10 protein-coding genes are annotated in these 19,208 nt (G+C 42.3%); all 10 read right to left on the bottom strand.

Annotation, left to right across the window (positions count from 1 at the left end; genetic code table 11):
* Positions 1 to 96 precede the first annotated feature (96 nt).
* A complete protein-coding gene (locus FAM09_RS09665; protein WP_136576891.1) occupies positions 97 to 2,445 on the bottom strand; it encodes a right-handed parallel beta-helix repeat-containing protein in 2,349 nt (782 codons plus the stop codon).
* Positions 2,446 to 2,475: 30 nt separating this feature from the next.
* Positions 2,476 to 4,923, bottom strand: coding sequence for a beta-galactosidase GalA (gene galA / locus FAM09_RS09660; RefSeq protein ID WP_136576890.1), 2,448 nt, complete (start codon positions 4,921 to 4,923; stop codon positions 2,476 to 2,478).
* A 12-nt stretch (positions 4,924 to 4,935) separates the two neighbouring features.
* Positions 4,936 to 5,724, bottom strand: coding sequence for a beta-galactosidase small subunit-related protein (locus FAM09_RS09655; protein ID WP_208025521.1), 789 nt, complete (start codon positions 5,722 to 5,724; stop codon positions 4,936 to 4,938).
* Between the two features lie 253 nt (positions 5,725 to 5,977).
* The gene (locus FAM09_RS09650) at positions 5,978 to 8,281 is read right to left on the bottom strand and encodes a glycoside hydrolase family 44 protein (protein WP_136576889.1); all 2,304 of its coding nucleotides are present in this window, start codon (positions 8,279 to 8,281) and stop codon (positions 5,978 to 5,980) included.
* A 49-nt stretch (positions 8,282 to 8,330) separates the two neighbouring features.
* Complete coding sequence (locus FAM09_RS09645) at positions 8,331 to 9,944, bottom strand: GH39 family glycosyl hydrolase (RefSeq protein WP_243751638.1); 1,614 nt, start codon at positions 9,942 to 9,944, stop codon at positions 8,331 to 8,333.
* A gap of 18 nt (positions 9,945 to 9,962) precedes the next feature.
* Positions 9,963 to 11,120 carry a glycoside hydrolase family 5 protein gene (locus tag FAM09_RS09640; RefSeq protein WP_208025520.1) on the bottom strand — a complete coding sequence of 386 codons (1,158 nt, stop codon included), beginning with the start codon at positions 11,118 to 11,120 and terminating at the stop codon, positions 9,963 to 9,965.
* A gap of 164 nt (positions 11,121 to 11,284) precedes the next feature.
* On the bottom strand, positions 11,285 to 12,814 hold the full coding sequence (locus FAM09_RS09635) for a cellulase family glycosylhydrolase (protein WP_136576888.1): 1,530 nt from the start codon (positions 12,812 to 12,814) through the stop codon (positions 11,285 to 11,287).
* 67 nt (positions 12,815 to 12,881) lie between these two features.
* On the bottom strand, positions 12,882 to 14,414 hold the full coding sequence (locus tag FAM09_RS09630) for a glycan-binding surface protein (protein ID WP_136576887.1): 1,533 nt from the start codon (positions 14,412 to 14,414) through the stop codon (positions 12,882 to 12,884).
* Positions 14,415 to 14,438: 24 nt separating this feature from the next.
* Complete coding sequence (locus FAM09_RS09625) at positions 14,439 to 16,013, bottom strand: RagB/SusD family nutrient uptake outer membrane protein (protein WP_136576886.1); 1,575 nt, start codon at positions 16,011 to 16,013, stop codon at positions 14,439 to 14,441.
* Between the two features lie 16 nt (positions 16,014 to 16,029).
* Positions 16,030 to 19,200 carry a SusC/RagA family TonB-linked outer membrane protein gene (locus FAM09_RS09620; RefSeq protein ID WP_136576885.1) on the bottom strand — a complete coding sequence of 1,057 codons (3,171 nt, stop codon included), beginning with the start codon at positions 19,198 to 19,200 and terminating at the stop codon, positions 16,030 to 16,032.
* Between the last annotated feature and the right edge of the window lie 8 nt (positions 19,201 to 19,208).

The following is a 19,208-nucleotide window of genomic DNA, read 5'->3' as shown; positions in this document are numbered from 1 at the left end:
AATGATACAGGCAATTGATTTAAAAAGTTTTTCAATATGCGCACTAACAACTGTGGCGTTTTAGTATTGGAAGCCATGGAAGCTCTCCCACGACAATTACAATTTTATGTGCAGCTTTAATTCTTTCTGGTTACGGAAAAGCACAACATCAGTTTCTGTGCCGATGACCGACCTACGGGCATCCAATAAGTCATGCAGTTTGTTTACCTGCCTGTTATTGAATGAAAGGATCACGTCATTCGGTTGCAAAAATCCGGCGGCTGTTGATCCTGCCGTAACTTCAATCACCAATACGCCCCTCGTATCGTCCATTCCGGTGGCCGAGCGTTCGCCCTGTGTAGCCAGGTCTTTTACTTTGGCCCCTATAAAATCGATGATCTCTTCGTTAGCTGCTTTTCCGGATATAATAATTGATGGTAACAGCACATTTTTGGCTAAAACTTTCAAGGCTGGTGAAACAACGCCAAAACTATCCATTGCAAAATTTTTAAATCCAACAGAAAAAGCTACCGAGCCTTCTCTCAGGCGGAAATCTCCCTGCTGTGGATCTACAAAGATCAATGTTCCGCAAACCGAATTACTATCTGTGCCTCTGCCCTGTGCCGCTTTAAGTGAAGCAGAATCCGGAAAAACATTATGATCAGTTGAACGCCCCCATGTTGTAATGTTAATGGGCATGTACCCGTTTGAAACAATATTATGGCGAAATACATCTTTGCTGTTCCTGAACCACACATGCGGATGAAAGGTATTATTGATCATAATATTATTTTCAACCAACCGGTTCACCCCTTCGCGAAGTTTTATTCCACCATTCAAACATAGATTATTGTAGATCCTGTAATTGCCTGAACCATCATCGAGATCAATGTCCCAGCCGTGATCGCAACGGAAACGGTTATTTCGGATAGTAATAGGCTTAACAACATCGAGCATGGTAAGATCGAAGTTTGTTTCAACAATAGAATCAAGGACCCTCTTATCGGGATGCCAGTAGCGGTCGCGCCCCCATGAGTTAAACGATCCATGGTCGCCGCTTTCCTTTACCGTATTAAACACATCGTTGAATTCAATAACATGTCCGCCCCAGGTTCCTTCATTCACATTTATTCCGGCACGCGGCACATCGTAGATGGTATTATGACTTACACGAATATCCTGGCACATGGATAACTGAACTCCGGCAGATTGCTTTTCGGTCAATCCCAGATCGTACATAAGATTGTCGAATACCAGGCAATTTGCAGGATAATTATTTGTTTTTGGGCCGGGGGTTCGGTCAATTTGTGCCAATGGCACGAATTGATTATACTCGAAGCTGGGGGAACGCACTGCATTTGGATCACCAACAAAACAAAAAGCACTGGCGCCGATCTTTGCAATCAAACATCCGGATACTTTACAATCCCGGTTGTAGTTATTGAAGAAGATGGCATTGCCTCCCAGATTGTCGAGTGTGCAATTTTTAACGGAACAATTTATGCCCCCGTTGAACAACACGGCGCCACCGCGGTAAATGGTCCAGTCGCTGCGAAGTAATGGTTCTTTATTTTGCATGAAGGTGCGAAGCGTTTGGGTAAGCCGTACCCCTTCGACAGCAATATTTCTTACGGGGTTTGTTTCGGTACCTTTAAATTCAAGCAGGTGGGCTATCTGCGGCGTTTCGAATTTTGCCCTGTTTATATCCAGTCCTTCAGGCGGATAATAATAAAGTGTTTTTGTTTTTTTATCATAAAACCACTCGTTCGCCGTATCCAGTTCCTCGAAAACATTTTCAACAAAGCGGTATTTGTCGTGCATGCTTATGCGCCGGTTGTTTTGCCATCCGCCTTCAAGCGCCAAATCGCCTTTGATGTTTTTTCCTGTGATAACATAATGAAAGTCGCCCCATTCAGAACGATGCAATGCGTGCACATAGCCTCCGGCCGGCGATTGCCATTTGGCGGCCCTTTCTGAGGAAATTGCATCTGCAGCCGTACCTCCTAAAAAACGGGCAGCCGGATCGAAGTTCGGATACCTCGCCATTCGTTGTAATTCACCATTAACAAACAACTGATCGAAGATCAGATCCTGTTTTACTGTAGCCTTCCATATTCCTTTCTTATATTCTTTCCATTTTACATGTAAAACAACTGCTCCGCTGATGGTGGCTTTCTGATTGTTGAAACCGGTTAAAGTCAGTACTTCATTTTCTTTTCCGGAATCCTTTGCGGTGAAAACAACAGGATGTTTTAAATAATAGGTTCCTTCCAACAGATATACCACTATTGGCCCTGATGTTTTTTGCCCTACTGCCAACGCCTTGTGTATTGAAGCAAATGGTTTGGTTTGCGTTCCCGGATTTGCATCATTACCTTTTGGAGAAACATAAAATTTAGTTTGAGCCAATAATGCAACCGGCCACAGCAATGCAAATGCTACAATTAATCTCTTAATGATATGCATAAAATTGAAACCTCCTGTGTACACACATTATTAATACCCGGCCGTTATAGTGATCTGAGTTTCTTTAAGATCTTCAGAAACGGCTTTTAATCTTATTTCCCCTGCTTCTTTTTGTGATTGAACAAGCACCAGGCAATATCCGTTGAATGCCTTACGCTGGCTGGCTTTATCCGGTTCATGACTGCCGGGATTGCCATTACCTGTGCCTATGATCGTTCCAGGGCCTTCAATCGAAAATTTCACCAGGTTATCAGCGGTGGGTACCACCCTGCCCTTTCCGTCTTTAATTGCCACTCTTATAACAGCAACATCACAACCATCGGCTTTCAGTTTATAAGTGTCGCTGTTCAAATTTATTTGTGCGGGTGCTGTGGTCGTTTCTACAATGCCGGTAGTAACTACCTTACCTTTTTTATATCCACGGGCTTCGAGTTTGCCGGGTTTATAAATCAGTTTCCAAATTAATTTTGTGTAAGGCACAGCTTTTTGTTTTCCAATACTTTTCCCATTTAATAACAATTCTATTTCTTCGCAGTTGCTGTAACAGTGTACCTGAATGCTATCTCCTTCTTTTCCGGGCCAGTTCCAATGCGGAAAAATATGCACGACGGGTGTGTTTGTCCATGCTGCTTTATAAGCATAATATCCATCTTTAGGAAAACCGCAAATATCCATAAAACCGAAATGAGAGGTTACACTGGGCCACTGGTAAGGTGTAGGTTCGCCCCTGTAGTCGAAGCTGGTCCATACAAACGTGCCGCCGAGATAAGGATATTTAACGATGTCGGCCCAATCTTCGCCGGGAAATGGCCCCCAGCCGGGTTCCCATTTACTCAGGTTGGAAACATAGGCTTTTTCCCAATTGTTGGCATATTCGCCGCGGGTAGAGATGAAACTTGTTGACTCGGTGCAAAACAGTACACGTTCAGGATATTTTTCTTTATCCTTTACGTAAGCCAACTGTTTATCGCCATAATTATATCCCACCACATCCAGCACATCACTGTATCCGCCGTCATTGCGGCCATGATTCATAGCGGCGGTCGCTTTTCGGGTTGGATCAATCTTATGAGTGGTTGCAACCATTGTTTCAAGTATTCTTGTCCCCTGCACTGTTCCCTGTATCCATTCTTCATTCTCCATGCTCCACATAAAAATGCAAGGATGATTGCGGTCCCTGTATAACATGGTGGTAAGGTCCTTTATTCCCTCTTCACTACTTGACAGAAAACGGTTTTCGTCCAAAACCAGCAATCCCATGCTGTCGCACATATTCAATAATTCCGGTGTGGGCAGATGATGTGAACAGCGGTAAGCATTGCTGCCAACTTCTTTCAGCAATTTCAATTTGTACCAGTTTATTTTATCCGGAAGCGCTACACCGATGCCTGCAAAATCCTGGTGATTGCAGGTGCCTTTTACAGGGTACAATTTTCCATTCAGGAATACGCCGTTCTTGTTTACATCTATCGTTCTTACACCAAAGGTTGTTTCATAGGTATCAACAATATTGCTGTTGTCGACCACTTCAGTCAAAACTTTATAAAGGTTGGGCGTTTCAGGCGACCAAAGCAATGGGTTTTTGATCTGGCCTTTTTGAGCTATTTCCATCTGACTATACGCCGGTAACGAGTCTGAAGCAATTTTTGTATCAATTACAACCCCATTGCTGTTAACTATCTTTGAAACGAGTGTGATCTTTTTTGTTTCCCTGTATTCATTTTTCAACGTGGTGCTTATGCTTACGGCGGCTTCAGCATCCGACACCTGCGGTGTAGTAATATACGTTCCAAAGCGGTGTACATGAAGCCTGTTTGTTTTAATGAGCCATACATGCCTGTAAATACCAGCGCCTTCATACCACCAGCCTTCATACTCGCTTGCATCTGCTTTTACAAGAATTACATTTTTACCTTCATTACCATACCGCAAAACATCGGTAAGGTCATAGTTTGATGGCGTATAACCGCTCAGGTGGTTACCCATAAGATGTCCATTCACCCAAACCGTGCTGTTCCTGAAAATTCCGTCAAATTCGATCGAGATCTTTTTACCCTTATCTGTTTCGGGTATTTCAAACTCCTTTCTGTAAAAACCTGTTCCGGTTGGTAAATATCCGCTTACCGCCGGTTGGTTACCCATTGAATTATCGTGAACGAAGGTCCCTTCCACAGCCCAGTCGTGCGGCAGATTTACCTGCTTCCAATCGGCCGGATAAAATATTTTGTAGCTGCCGGCATCCATGTAGTTTATGATGGTATCACGGGCAGTAACCACTTTCACATTTACATCAGTGATGCCGCCCTGCCCGCCGGCTTTCACAATTTTCTTAATAGCAATATCGCCTTTGTGAAACTGCCAGTTAAAATCAAAGTTATCCCTGATCCTTTTTGATGAATTGGTTTGTATAAGATCCTGGCCATACACATCAACAAGGCTTAATAGCACCAATACACTAAAAACACCTATTTTTTTCATCGTGTTTATTTTTTACTCTGCATATTCAAGAATAAACCCATACTGATAAGGCTGGTTGCCGGGATTGGTATATTTTTCCATTGTTTTAGCCCCCCAGGTATCATCGCCACCTACCCCGTGTATATTCAAATCAATATTCAGGTTTATAAAGTTGCGAATGGGAAGCTGGTAATCATGATGTGCCGCTTCCAGATCTTCTTCTGCGTAAGGCCATGCACGCAAACAAAGGGGCTGCAGGCCTGTTACTTTTATAACGCTGTTATTTTGTGCGCTCATAGCAAACCAGCGCACATCGCAACGGTTGGCATTGTCTTGCGGCGCCGGGTAAGCAGTGATGAAACCGGCTAATCCGGAATTATATAAACCAATCAAAGAAGCGGTTTCCCTGTCGGGGTAATTTTCATATGGACCGCGGCCATACCAATCTATCTGGCCTGGAAATGAGAACGCCAATCCTACTTCTGCCTGAAGCTTATAAGGAAAATATTTTTCAATCTTCTTAAATTCGGCGGCTATCTTTTTGTATTCATCGAATTTTCGATTTGGAATGCCATCCCAATCGAGCATGCCTTCCAGGTATTGCTCTTCGCCGCTATGCATGCTTTGCCACGTCCAGCCGCAAACCATTTGATTGCCGTACATAAGCGTTGCATAAGCTGATTTTCTAATTGAATTCGGAACAGCGGTCATATTTTTATCATCGTGTGGGTGATAGTTGGCGCCAACATACAATGTCTGGGCTTTCAAAGAAACGATCAACAGGCATTGACAAAAAAACAGGAAGAAAATTTTTCTGCTCATCTATAAATCTTTAAATATAAAAACCAAAGGAAAACGATCTTAAACATTTTACCTGATAAAATTTGCATCCGGTTTAACGCACTATTGTAAAACTTTTAGCACCTGTGAATTGCCTGTTTTGAACCTGATAAAAAACAATTTAAAAGGACCCCTGTTAACTTTACAACAGAGGTCCAATTAATTTACATTTACAATTTAAATTCTATAACATGATGAAGGCTCATTGGCTGATGTTGCCTGTAGGCCATAACATTTATTTTAACTTCACTACCTTAAATGTTCCTGTAGTGTTTTTACCATCTATCTGAACTACATAAATGCCGGGTTTCAGGGACGCCCCTATTGACAACCGGTTTGACCCTGCCGGAGCCAGTATTGTTTCAACCTGTTTACCTGCGACATCGAAAATTTGAATGCGCGATACCTCGCCGGGTCTGAAACCCTGAAGATTTAAACTTGTAGTGAATGGGTTTGGATATAACAGCAGTTGGTCGGTACCGGTAGCCGGCACTGTTGCCTGCCGTGCATTACCCACTACGCCCCTCGTCCATTGCTGGTTAAAATGATTGCTTAATCTCCATTGACCTAAATCCGACGGATTGTTTGTTCGGCCCATACCATCTACATACAATCCTGTAACCCGGTTTTTGATCATAACATAATTTCCGTTGTTTATCAATTGCCATTGCTGGGTTAAACTATTGCTGCCGGTCTTTTGGCTTACCACAGCCCCATCATTTGTTCTGCCCATACCATCGAGGTATAAGCCTGTAGCACGGTTCTTTATTTTCACATAGTCCGCTGCCGGTTCAATGATCCATTGCTGTGCCAGACCGCCGTTATAACTCCATTGCCCGGCATTGGCTTCGTCATTATAGGCCCAAAGACCATCCATTCCCATGCCCGTAGCCCGGTTAGTAAATGTAACATAGGTAACAGGCGCCGCGGCTTTAACCAGCAGAATGGCCGTTGTAGAAAGCGCCGGTACCGTTATGGTCATTGAATTTGAATTTACCGCCACCGTATTTTCTTTCAGCGCATTTTGCGTATGCGATACAAAGGTCTCTGTTGAAGGCAAAGACGACAATTGTAAGGTTTTGTAATTTCCGTTGGCAACAGTAAAATTGCTTAAATTGATTGTAACCGTGCGGGAAGCAACCATATCGCGGTTTACAAGCATAACTGTCAACGAGTCGGCATTTTCGTTTACCGAAGAATAAGCCGAAACCGTATTCTCAAGGGAAGAAGTACTGGAAACACTGTATTTTTTTGAATTCCTGCTAAAGAGGTGCAGTGTTTCCCACATGCCAACAGACCAGTTCCATGGTGAAAACAATTCAACGCCATTGTTTGCAAAAGTGCCAAGATGTGAAGCATAGATAACAGATTCAAGGTTTGGGTTGCTGCCCGACATGGTACCCCATTCGCTTACACCACATGTTATGCCATGGTTGGCGCCGAAATGCTCGTTTAACCAGCCCTCAATGCGCTTGAAAATATATTGTTTCGACAATGAGGCATCCCATCCGCCGGTAATTGATTTAACGCCGTTCGAACCGGGATAACTATATGTTGTATCATAATAGATCCGGTGCCCCTGCAGTGCCGCAGCATCATCGCCATTATACCATGGATAGTTGTGAATGTCAACTACATCTACCAGTTTGGTACCGGTTGCTTTATACTCATCGCCAAGGCGTTTTATGAAATACTCAAGCCAGGGATAATACCTGCCATTGATGTATATACTTTCATTTGACCATTTGTACCAAAACCATTCAGAGGTGTTAACAGGTCCGCAAAGCCTGATACCCGGATATAAAGCTTTCGCTTTCCTTGCCAATTCTATATAACGATCAATAAATGCAGCCGCAGAAATTAACGTTGGCATAGCATAATCATGCGTGCCATTCCATATATCTACCTCGTTGTCCATACTCCAGTATAAAAACTGGTTTCTGTTCAGCCTTAAACCATTGGCACCAAACCAATGATTAAGAATTGCCACCGAAGAGTCGGCCGGCCAGGGCTGGGTGAACAAATTAATGTTTCCGTCAACCAGGGCCTTACTTCCGCCATTTGCATCGGGTGTTCCTCCACCGGCTAAATTCTGAGCAACACCAGACCAATACTGCGATTGATTATATGCCCAATCGTTGAAGTTATTATTGGTATTGGATGCTACTCTGCCCAATAATTGAAAAGCAAACATGCCCTGCATGTCAGGGTAATTGGCAGCAATGTTTTGTGCATACGCATCCCAGTCAGTGCCATACACATTATTGTACCAGTCGGGGTGAACCGTGATTTTTTTTCGCCAGTTATAACCCGTTGCATTATTACCGCCGTTCATACGCGAGAAGCGCAAACCTGCATCTTTATAAAATTGCGCAGGCTTTTCAAAAGTTTGATTTCGGCCATATATGTATGGTGAAATCAGGCGTTTGTTCTGCGTTGCATTAATTGAAACAGTTACGTTCTGCGAAAACGCTGCAAACAGTGCCATATGGCACTGCAACAGTAAAATGATCTTTTTTCTCCACCGTTTTCTTTTCATAAACGCCAATACGCGTTTTTTCCGGTTTTCATTTGGCATAAGCAGAAATTTAAAGTTTGATTAAATTAAGAAAGTAAACATCGTTTTCGCGGAGTTCGAGTTCCTTTGAAAAAGATGTTTGGTTTTTCACAGAAATAATCTCTTTGTAAACCGGCGAACCATCATTCTGCCTTTTGATCTGCTCAACCTGTTGTTTTGTAAGCTGCTGAGGTTTCCCCATCGATAAATAGGTTGTATACGCATCATTATTGCGATAACCTACTTTGTACACTTCCAATGCATACATACCATCAGGCACATTTGAAATATTGACCTTTAGTTTTCCCTTTGACTTTGACGGCAGATCCTGGATGTAATATTTCTGGTTGTGAACAGAATCACCCGGATGGGTATTGGTAAAATCCCACACCATTGCCTGGATATTGCCGGATGAATCTTTGCTTATCCATGACGCCGTATCTTTGTTTACCAGCTCAATATTTCCCAGCCGGTTCAGGAATTGGTACGCATAAAAAACGGGCTTATTAATGCCCTGCGTGCTCAACATGCCAAAACCTCCATGAAAAGGTTCGAAACGAGGGCCCGGTTCTTCAAAAATATCGGTAAACACCCAATACGACATGGAGTTGGCCGCATTACCAACCTGCTTCAATTTTTGTAAAACATATGCGGCTTCATGATAACTGTCATGTATGGGGTCAGAAGGCGTATAAGATGCACTCCACTCTGTGTAATGCAATTCTAAATCTGGCATTGGAGAGCTTGCAATCTCTTTTCTTGACTGAAGCACATCGCCGCTAAGGCTCATGGGGTTTTTATCGAGCACGGTGCCCCCCTGTCCATATTCATCGAGGAAACCCTGCTTAACACCGTAAGCATGTGTGCTGATAAAATCTATGGGAACATTATTCTTCTGGCAAAACTCAATCATTTCAGGCTCCCAGGCTGCTCCCGCAGTGCCGGGACCGCCAACCCGGTATTCCGGGTTCACACTTTTTACTGCCTGTGCCGTGTATTTATATAATTTGAAATAGTCCTGTTGTGTTCCTGTCCAAAAACCAGGAGAAAGATTAGGTTCGTTCCAGACTTCAAAATACCAGGTCTTTACTTCTTCGGCTCCATAGCGTTGTGTAAAATGCTCAGTGAGATTTTTGATGAGTGCCGCCCACTTGTCATAATCTCTTGGCGGGGTAACATTGCCCCGCCACCAAAAAATGGTCTCTTTACCACTGGCAAGCCTCCCGGGCATGAACCCCAGCTCAACAAAAGGTTTCATGCCGATGCTTTGCAAAAAATCAAACAACACATCAACATACATGTAATTGTACACAGGATTTCCCCTGCTGTCTTCTGTGTAAACAGCCATATCATCTGTTAGCAACCCATGCATGCGAATGTATTTGAAGCCGCATTCTTTTCTTACATAAGCCAATTGTTGCTGCCAATCGGCTCTTAATCCTTCATTCGCTCTTCCGGCGCCCACGCATTCTTTGAAAAAAGTATTCAGAGGCCCGGCTGGCTTGTTATAATCGACATTTATGACCCGTTCCTGAACGGAAGGCTTACTCTGTTTTAAAGCCTGTCTCTTTCCTGAAGCCTGAGCAATCAATTTCCCTGACATTAAGGGCAATGAGATCACTAATAACAAAAATCCTTTTCTCATCCGTAATTATTTTTTATTTTATTTTCCACCTGCAGTAAGCGCATCGATCGTACGTTGATCCTTTACTGTATTATTCTTTCTATCCAGAGCACCGCCGGTATCCCAGAAAAATGGTTTAACGCCATGAGCTAATGCCTCTTTGGTTACATACGTTAACCAATAATCCACCGCATCGTTGTGTGTAGCGAGATCTTTAGGAATGTTTGAAGAACCACCGCGTCTGTATGCGCCGTACTCACCCATTAAAACCGGAATGCCTTTATCTACAAACTCTTCCTTCATACGCTTAAACCATTTAAGCTGTTCAGCTTCTTCTCCCCAGTTAGGGTTACGGTCAGGCTCAATGGCAGAATGACGCGCGGCGCCCCAGTAATAAAACATTTTACCCCATGATTGATCGCCGTCCATGAGAGTAAATTGAAACGGCGTATAGTTATGTTCTTCATACATCAGCCTTTTTGAAGCCGGGTCAGTTGGAAAAGCGCTCAAGCTTATCCATTCGCTTGACCCCTGAATAACCAAACTTCTGTAGGAATTTTTGCCCCCCGTGGAGCGAACGGCATTTATGAAAGTTTGATGGTACGAAAGCAACACATTCATTTGTTCAGCATTGCTCGTGTTTGGCTCGTTTGCACTGGCAAACATCAAATGCTCATCAAAGTCACGCATTGCGGTAGCTATTTGTTCCCATAAAGCTCTCTGTTTTGCGTTGACAGAATCTTTTTTAAGCGGCGTACAATTCTGCTCGAGCCAGCCACCGTCCCAGTGAATATTGAGTAAAACATATATATCATTCCTTACACAATATCCCACAACCTCCTTAACCCTGTTGAGCCAATTGGGATCTATTTTCGCGGTTTTTGCATCTGCCAGGTGAGTCAGATTCCACGCACAGGGTAAGCGAATAGCATTAAATCCCTGCTGTTTTACAAACTTTATATAATCTTCAGTAATGACAGGGCTACCCCAACCCGTTTCACCACCCGGCGCTTCAAAGGTGTTGCCGATATTCCAACCCAACCTGAATTTTGCCGCCAGTTGCACAGCAGTGCTCATTCCTGTTGAATCAGGCGCTTTTGGTGAAATATTATAAGAGGGGTAAATAGTGGCCGGCTGAGAAACCTCCTTCTCTTTACAGCCCGTAAAGAACAGTGCTGCTGCTAAAAATCCAATCATTGTATATGCCTTTTTTAATTTCAAATTTTTTGTATCAATAGAGAACAAATTTGTTTCGTGGTAAATAGGGGCCTGCTGTGAACAGCAGGCCCGAAAATAGACCTCTGAGATGATGCAATTTTCGTTGACCACCTCCAGGTTATTGTTTGCTTATAAGAAACTCTTTAATATCCTGCTCCGCTTCGTAAAGAATCTAACTGCTGTTTATTTGCTATTGTTTCGGTTTGCCTGTTAATTACACCAGCCCACAAAAACGCCGAGAGGCCATTGGCACGGGCAGTTCTTACCATATGCCCAAAGAAATGTGCGGTGGAGGTTAATGATAAAATTGAATCTGCAGGTTGCCCTAAAAGTTGAGGATGATAAACCCCATTATCATAATAAGGAACAGCATGGTTTTCTGCACCATACTCGCCAATTAATACCGGAATGTTTTTATCTACATAATTCTTCTTTGCCCATTGCATGTTGCGTTCCATAAAGGCTTCTTCATAATCCGGATTTGAGTTATGTTCGGGATCGGTAGTTGATTTTAAGTTCGCACCCCAATAACGCCACTGTTTTCCCCAGCTTACATCACTGCGTAACAGACAAAAATTAGGTGGAGAGTACCAGTGAAATTCAAGTATCAATTTATTAGGAACGCGGTCTTTAGGTAAACCCGGTATTCCGTCCGGAGCATAATAGTTCATCAAATCAAGCGATGTGCTTGGCGCCTGGAGAATTAAAGTACGATACGCATTTTTCCCGCCGGTAGAACGAACTGCATCAATGAATACCTGGTGTAAATCGTGTAAAACAGTAGCTGATGGCAGATCTGTGGCATTTGGCTCGTTGTAACTTGCAAACATTACATGCTCATCAAAATCACGCAGCTTGGTAGCTACCTGCTCCCATATAGCTTTATGGATAGCTTTTGCAGTATCTAATTTGGCACCAGACAACCTGGGGTCATCAATACCATTACCAGAATTATCTCTGTAACCGGCAAAATCATGGTGGCGATTTATAAACACATACATACCATTATTCACACAAAATTGAATCACTTCTTTGATCCTGTTTAACCAGGCGTCATCAATTTTACCTGTTGTTCTGTTCATATGTCCCTGGTTCAAATAACCACAAGGAATTCTTATGGCATTAAAGCCTGCTTTCTTAAGTGTATCAATCAGCGATTGAGTAATAACGGGATTGCCCCACCCGGTTTCTCCACCAGGGGCTTCCATGGTATTCCAGATATTCATCCCCATTTTAATCTTTGCATTTATTTGCATAGCCGTACTGCCCATGCCGGTTGCATCGGGTGCTTCAGGCGATGTATTATACGATTGATAAATTACAGGCGCCTGAAGTACTGTAATTCGCCTGACCTGGCCGTTGGCAGCATTCAATTTTAGAAGTACTGTACGGCTGATGCCGGTGGTATTAGCCGGTGCTGTAAAAGTAATGGTTGCTTCGCCACTGCTGCCGGCTATGGGGCTGATTTGTACCCAGCCAAAACCAGTTGTATCAATACGCCAGTCACTATTACTGGTAAATGACAGCGATTTGGTTCCTCCACCTTCAGGTAGGGTGTCCGTAATATTTGAAATAGAAAGTTGTTCCGGCGAAACTTTTGTTTTTTTACAGGAAATGGTAGAAAGAAGGGTAATTAAACCTCCTGCCATCACATATATAATTTTCTTTTTCATTTATATATTTTCATGTTTTTAAAAATCTTAAATAGCAGCGGGCAAACCCACTGTTTTCAACTGCCTGCTATTTAATTTTTACAATTCTGCAATTATCAAATGCACCATAAAAACCCGTTGCTGAAGTTTTTGTACCAAAATTCTTACAGTAAATACGTAACCCTGTGTTACCGGTGCCCAATAAAGCAGCTATACTTGTAACCGGGGTACCCATTCCTTCACCCAGGGTTGTACTTTTTGCACGGAATGCAGATAAAGGAATGGTTACTGTTACCCAACCTTTGGTGGTGAAAGGCGTTGTAGACGAAACAGCCGTTTGCCATGGCTCAAAACGATATTTATAGCTACCGTCGAAGTATGTTTCAAAACAAAGGGAAATACCATTCCAGGGATTAGGAACGCTCATTTCAAATTTAATTGCCCAATTATCAACAGGATCCGAAAGATTTGACGCCGGCATCCATTGATTTGGTTTTAGATTAGTACCAGTTCCTCCCCAATTATTCCCATCACCAGCTGCCATAACACCCATATTTAAAAAGGGAAACAAGGTATTGTTCGTGCCATATACTCCATCAAATGCAGTTGTTTTTGTAAGCCAGCCGAAAGGATCATTTGCTGAATTATTAACAGCACCACCAGCTGATCCCCACCAGCCTTCCATACCATTAAAGCTCCAGCCACCTTCAAAATTCATTATAACACCATCTTGCAGATATGTTTGGGTATTGACATTGTAAGGAGTAGTAGCTGTTCCAAACGCCGTTGTAATAGATACCGGTCCGCTTTGTGTTGTTAATGCAGGTGATTTAAAACCTACAAATTTTCCATCAGCTGATGAGGCAAAAGAAGTAACGCTCGCACCGGCGTATATAAATGTTTGAATACTTTTAAGGTAAGTACCATAAACATAAACAGAATCACCAACAGCAGGATTTTCATTGGAAACGCCTGTAATAGTTGGCGTTGCTACTATTTTAAAAACAACTGTACCGCTCCTGGTAGTTGCTACTACGTCTCCGCTTGTAGGAGCCGGGTTTGGCATAACAAAACCAAGGGAGGTTCCATAGTAATCTGATCTAAAGGAAGCAATGTTAGTTCCTCCGTAAGAAAAACTTTGAACTAAAACGAGGTTTTCTCCATAAATAAAAACTGAGTCGCCCGGGTTGGCAAACACATCGGAAATTGCTGTAATTGTTGGTACAGCCGGTGTTAATTTGAAAGAGAACGTTGTGGTGCCTCCGGGTGTTGTGTACTCGATGGTATTCAGCTTATTCGTATCTATTGTTGAGAACACAATAGAAGGAATTTGCACTACAACACTGTTCGAAGAAAATAATGCATTATTATAGGACGCCGGCACACCGTTAAACGTTATTTGAAGTGCATTCTGTAAATTCTGACCGGTAATAACCACCCATTGTCCGTCGGGCACAACGCCGCTTAAAACAGAATCGCCCGGAGATGCAATATAATTACGAACCTCGGTAATTACAGGACTTCCTTCTACTGACTTTTTGCATGCAGGCATTAATAGTATCAATGCCATTGACACACAGAAAAACAGCAGTCCATAATATATTTTATATATTCTATTCATAATAGTATATTATAATGTTAATGCTTAATAATAAGGTACAGGTGGTTCTGCCAATTTGGGATTTGCTGTTAATTCGGATGCGGGTATCTGCAACGTAAATGAGCTGGCTGTTGCGGGAAGCACCTTTACAACAGGACTGTCATCAGGTGTAGCAACTCCGGCAGTAACATTGAAGAAAGCCCGGTTTTGGGCATTAACAATAGCCAACGCTTTAGCTGGTTGCCAATAGGAAAGTCTTACCAGATCTCCCCAATATTGTCCTTCAAAGGCCAACTCAATTCTTCTTTCGCTGATAAGCGTATCAAGCGTTATGGTTGAAAGAGGGTCAACACCTGCCCTGGCTCGCACTTTGTTATAATACAACAAGGCTTCCGGATCTGTTGTGGCAGTATTGTTTCCCATAATAGCTTCGGCATATATCAGATACACATCAGCTAACCTTAGCACAGCGTCATGTTCAGGTGATGACCATAAATCCATAAGAGGCGAACTGTTATCTATATCGTTACCGATAATATGTTTTTTCATACTCGAACCAGTAGCCTTGTAACCACCCTCTGCTGCATTCAATTCCGGATAGTAATCGCCGTTAATCATAAAGGTGGCTTTTCGTCTTACGGTATCTTTATTGGAATACAACACATACAAATCGTATGTAGGTTTCATAGAGGCCCATGCCCCACCTTTTTTTGGCATAATCGTATTGCTTGGAGCATAGTTATTGAGCATATTACCATTGCCATACCCAACACCAGCAGCCCATTGAAAAGCAAATAAGACTTCCGGAACATCGTTATTTTGTACTTTGAACAGGTCATAATAACTCGGAAATAATGTCTTGCCGCTACTTTTGCACACATTACCTGCATATTTTTTAGCACTGTCTAAATAAGCCTGGTTGCGTGTGCCGCCACCACCTAAACCCGCCAGGGTTAAATACACTTTGCTCAACATACCCTGTGCCGACCATGTAGTTACTCTTCCGGCAACATCAGTAACAGGTAGGTTTTGTGCTGCATAATTGAGGTCGTTAATCACAAACTTGTATACATCAGAAACGATAATGCGGTTAAGCAGGGGATTTTCTATCAACTTGCTATTATCCTCTACGATAGGCACCGCACCCCAATGTAAAGCCAAATTAAAATAAGCATATGCCCGTATAAACTTTGCTTCCGCTATTCCCGCATTTATATCTGCAGGGGATATAGTAGCGGGAGCATATTGTTGTATGCCGAGGATCGTATTGTTGCATTGGCCAATAAGATTGTATAATCCTGTCCATGCACTCTGCACATAGCCGTTAGAAGCCGAAAGGTTTACTGCAAAAAGTTCATTATTATCAGTGCCCTGATATTGACCCGTAGTTCCATTTCCACTTAAAACATCGCCAAATTGTAAAAAACCATTACTATGCCATTGCCAAACGGGCGCTCCGCCGTAAAGGTTTGCCGTAGCCAGTCTTATTTCTTTAGTGGATTGATAAAAGTTATTGGAAGCAATCTGAGATTGCGAAGGCCGGTCTAGAAAACTTTTTTTACATCCGGCTACTGCTACAAGCAATAGCAAAGGGATGAATAGTTTATTTATTGACTTCATAAAAATTAGTCGCTTTTTACTTTGTTAATTTCACATTTACACCAAAGGTGAATACCCTTGATTGAGGATAATAGCCGCCATCATAACCAGCCTGAAGTGGATTCCAGGAACCAACTTCAGGATCCATACCAGTATATTTTGTAATTACAAATGCATTCGACACATTAGCATATAACCGAAGTGAATGAATATGCGCTTTTGCCAGTATATTTTTAGGTAAAGTATATCCTACGGTAATATTTTTACAACGAATAAATGAAGCATCTTCTAAATACAAATTTGAAAAACGCCCATTCTCATTGGTATTATCATTTCTCAGGCTTACAATTGTGGTATTTGGGTTGGTAACATAAACATTGTTTACATTATTAGGGTCTCCATCAGGGTTAATTAAAGCAGTTTTAGCATAGTTTAATACCCCAACAAAATAGTTCCTGTTTTCCAAAGGGTTGGTTTGGTTAACCGGCAATTGATTAAACACTTTGTTGCCAACGTTTCCACTAAAGAATATGTTTAAATCGAAGTTTTTATAATTAAATGAATTATTGAACCCAAATTGGAATTTTGGCAGTGGTGACCCTAAGAAAGTTTGGTCTTTTGTATCAATAATACCATCGCCATTTAAGTCTTTATACATGCGGTCACCATACCATATACCGCCACCTGCATTCGCAATTGGGCGAGGTGTTCCTGATTGGTCGGCCGGCAAAGCATGGGTTTTAAAATCTTCGGCAGTAGCAAATATGCCATCATAGATATAGCCATAAAATGAGCCAATAGGTTGGCCGACTACAGTTTTTGAGTTTCCGGAAACAAGGCTGGCGTCATCGCCACCAGAACCTAAGTTCAATACTTTATTAATATTACGCGATACCGTAGCATCGGTTTTCCATGTGAAATTTTTGGTTCTGATGTTGGTAATTCCTATTCTGATATCAATTCCTTTATTGCTGATAGAGCCAACATTTACATAAGGCGCCTGCATGGCGCCTGGTGAATAACCTGTTGTTGTACCGGAATACGCAGGAAGTGGTATTTTTAATAAAAGGCCATCGGTATTACGATCATAAACATCTATTGAAAAATTTAATCTCCAGTTAAAGAAGGTTCCTTCTAATCCAATATTGGCATTTTTTGTTTTTTCCCACGTTACATAAGGATTTGCCAAATTGGATTGAAACTGTGCAGTACCGGATAAACCATTAGCAGAAGTAGAAAGCTGGGTTACATAAGTATTGCTGGGGATCCCCTGGTTATTGGTTAAGCCGTAGCCAAGGCGCAATTTTAATTCATTTACGGCTGTTACATTTACCAAAAATTGCTCGTTGCTTATTTTCCAGGCAAATGCACCAGAAGAGGTAGTAGCCCAACGGCCACTCACCGGAAATTTATCGGAACCATCCCGCCGTACATTTGCTGTAAATAAGTATTTGTCTAACCAACTGAAGTTAATACGGCTGAAATAAGATTCTGAGGAACCATCACCATAGCCACCGTTATTTTTTGCAGTAGAAGGATCGCCGCTGGAAATAGATTGCACATTATTAGAAGGAAAATCTGAACGGCTGGCGAAAACACTTGCAGATTTACTTAAATTACTCTCGTGTCCTAATAATACATTCAAATTGTTCTTACCAAAAGAATGATTATAGGTAAGATAATTTCGTACAACGGAATAAATATTTCTCCCCGAGCTATACGAAGAGGAAGTTGGGTCAGGGGTGGTGTATTTACCATAGGTAGTTTGAGGCCGGAAGCCTTCATTTGAAGAAAAATCAAAATTTCCGGAGACCTCATTTCTCAACGAAAAATCTTTGGTAAATCTTATTTCGGCATATGCGTTACCAAATAGCTGGTACCTGTAATTCATATTTTTATTAATAAGAGCCGATGCAACAGGGTTAGCCACCGGCTGAACCCATCCTGAAGTATTGGTAACGCCCCCCCAGGAACCATCATTATTTTTTACAGGAATATCAGCGGTCAAACGCAAAGCATCTGAGATCACACCCGAAGAAGAAGTACCACCTGAAACTACATTTTCAACAACATTCGCTAATTGCAGGCTTGTACCTATAGCCAACCAATCAGTTGTTTTATTATCCAAATTCAACCGCACAGAATATCGCTGAAATTTAGAGCCAAGCGCAATACCTTCCTGGTCAAAATATCCTAAGGAAAACAAGTATTTAGTTCTAACATCACCGCCGCTTATTGTAAGCGAATGATTTTGCTGGGGCGCATTGCGAAATAATTCATCCTGCCAGTTGGTACCTGTACCCAAATATTTTGGGTTGGCATACTCGGGCCTGGCATCAAAACCCCACACAGCAGCCCTTTCGTTAAGAAATGTTGCCAATTGCTGTAAATTAACAGTGGGAAGTCTTTTAGGTATCTGCTGATATCCATAATATCCCTCATACGATATTTGAGGAGGGGATACGCTGCCTCTTTTGGTAGTTATAACAATAACGCCGTTTGTGGCCTGAGAACCATAAATGGCAGTAGCAGAAGCGTCTTTTAATACATCAATTGATTCAATTTCTGAAGGGTTGATGGTATTTAAGGGATTAGAACCATTTCCGGGATCGTTTGTGGGTGGAATGATAACGCCATCTATAACAAATAATGGCGAATTAGAGCTACTTATAGAAGATATACCATGTATCTGTATAGATACGCCGCCGCCGGGTTGCCCGGAGATCTGTTGGATCGCCACTCCCGGAACCTTCCCCTGCAGGGCCTGGTCGAAAGTTGTGGGTGATGTTCTGCGAAGTTCGTCGCCGCTGATAGAAGAAATGGCGCCCGTAACGTCTTTACGCTTTGTTTTACCATAACCAATTACTACCACGTCGTCTAATTGTAAGGAAACTTCACTGAGTTTCACCTCAATGGTAGTACGTTTTCCAACGACTATTTCCTTTTTTGTATAGCCTATCATCGTAACTACCAGCACATCACCGTCTGATGCATCGATAGTAAACTTTCCGGCATCATCGGCTACAGCGATATGGTTGGCGCCTTTCAGGGAGATGGTGGCTCCCGGAACCGGGGCCGAGGTTCGTTGATTGATGATCGTACCGCTCACTTTTTGTGTTTGTGAAAAAGCAGTTTTGCTCAACAAGAGCAGGGGGAATACACCCCATAGCAGCAATAGTCGCAAGCGAATCGTTTTGGTTGAATGCATGTGTTAAT

This window comes from Niastella caeni (assembly GCF_004834005.1).
GTDB classification, from domain to species: domain Bacteria; phylum Bacteroidota; class Bacteroidia; order Chitinophagales; family Chitinophagaceae; genus Niastella; species Niastella caeni.
The sequence above is the reverse complement of the archived record's forward strand: the minus strand, read 5'-3'. Positions and strand labels throughout refer to the sequence as shown.

Bases quoted from the DNA above. Each gene is read 5' to 3' on its own strand.
- FAM09_RS09620 (WP_136576885.1), bottom strand. From the start codon at position 19,200: ATGCATTCAACCAAAACGATTCGCTTGCGACTATTGCTGCTATGGGGT.
- FAM09_RS09655 (WP_208025521.1), bottom strand. From the start codon at position 5,724: ATGAGCAGAAAAATTTTCTTCCTGTTTTTTTGTCAATGCCTGTTGATC.
- FAM09_RS09630 (WP_136576887.1), bottom strand. From the start codon at position 14,414: ATGAATAGAATATATAAAATATATTATGGACTGCTGTTTTTCTGTGTG.
- FAM09_RS09635 (WP_136576888.1), bottom strand. From the start codon at position 12,814: ATGAAAAAGAAAATTATATATGTGATGGCAGGAGGTTTAATTACCCTT.
- FAM09_RS09650 (WP_136576889.1), bottom strand. From the start codon at position 8,281: ATGAAAAGAAAACGGTGGAGAAAAAAGATCATTTTACTGTTGCAGTGC.
- galA (WP_136576890.1), bottom strand. From the start codon at position 4,923: ATGAAAAAAATAGGTGTTTTTAGTGTATTGGTGCTATTAAGCCTTGTT.
- FAM09_RS09625 (WP_136576886.1), bottom strand. From the start codon at position 16,013: ATGAAGTCAATAAATAAACTATTCATCCCTTTGCTATTGCTTGTAGCA.
- FAM09_RS09665 (WP_136576891.1), bottom strand. From the start codon at position 2,445: ATGCATATCATTAAGAGATTAATTGTAGCATTTGCATTGCTGTGGCCG.
- FAM09_RS09640 (WP_208025520.1), bottom strand. From the start codon at position 11,120: ATGATTGGATTTTTAGCAGCAGCACTGTTCTTTACGGGCTGTAAAGAG.
- FAM09_RS09645 (WP_243751638.1), bottom strand. From the start codon at position 9,944: ATGAGAAAAGGATTTTTGTTATTAGTGATCTCATTGCCCTTAATGTCA.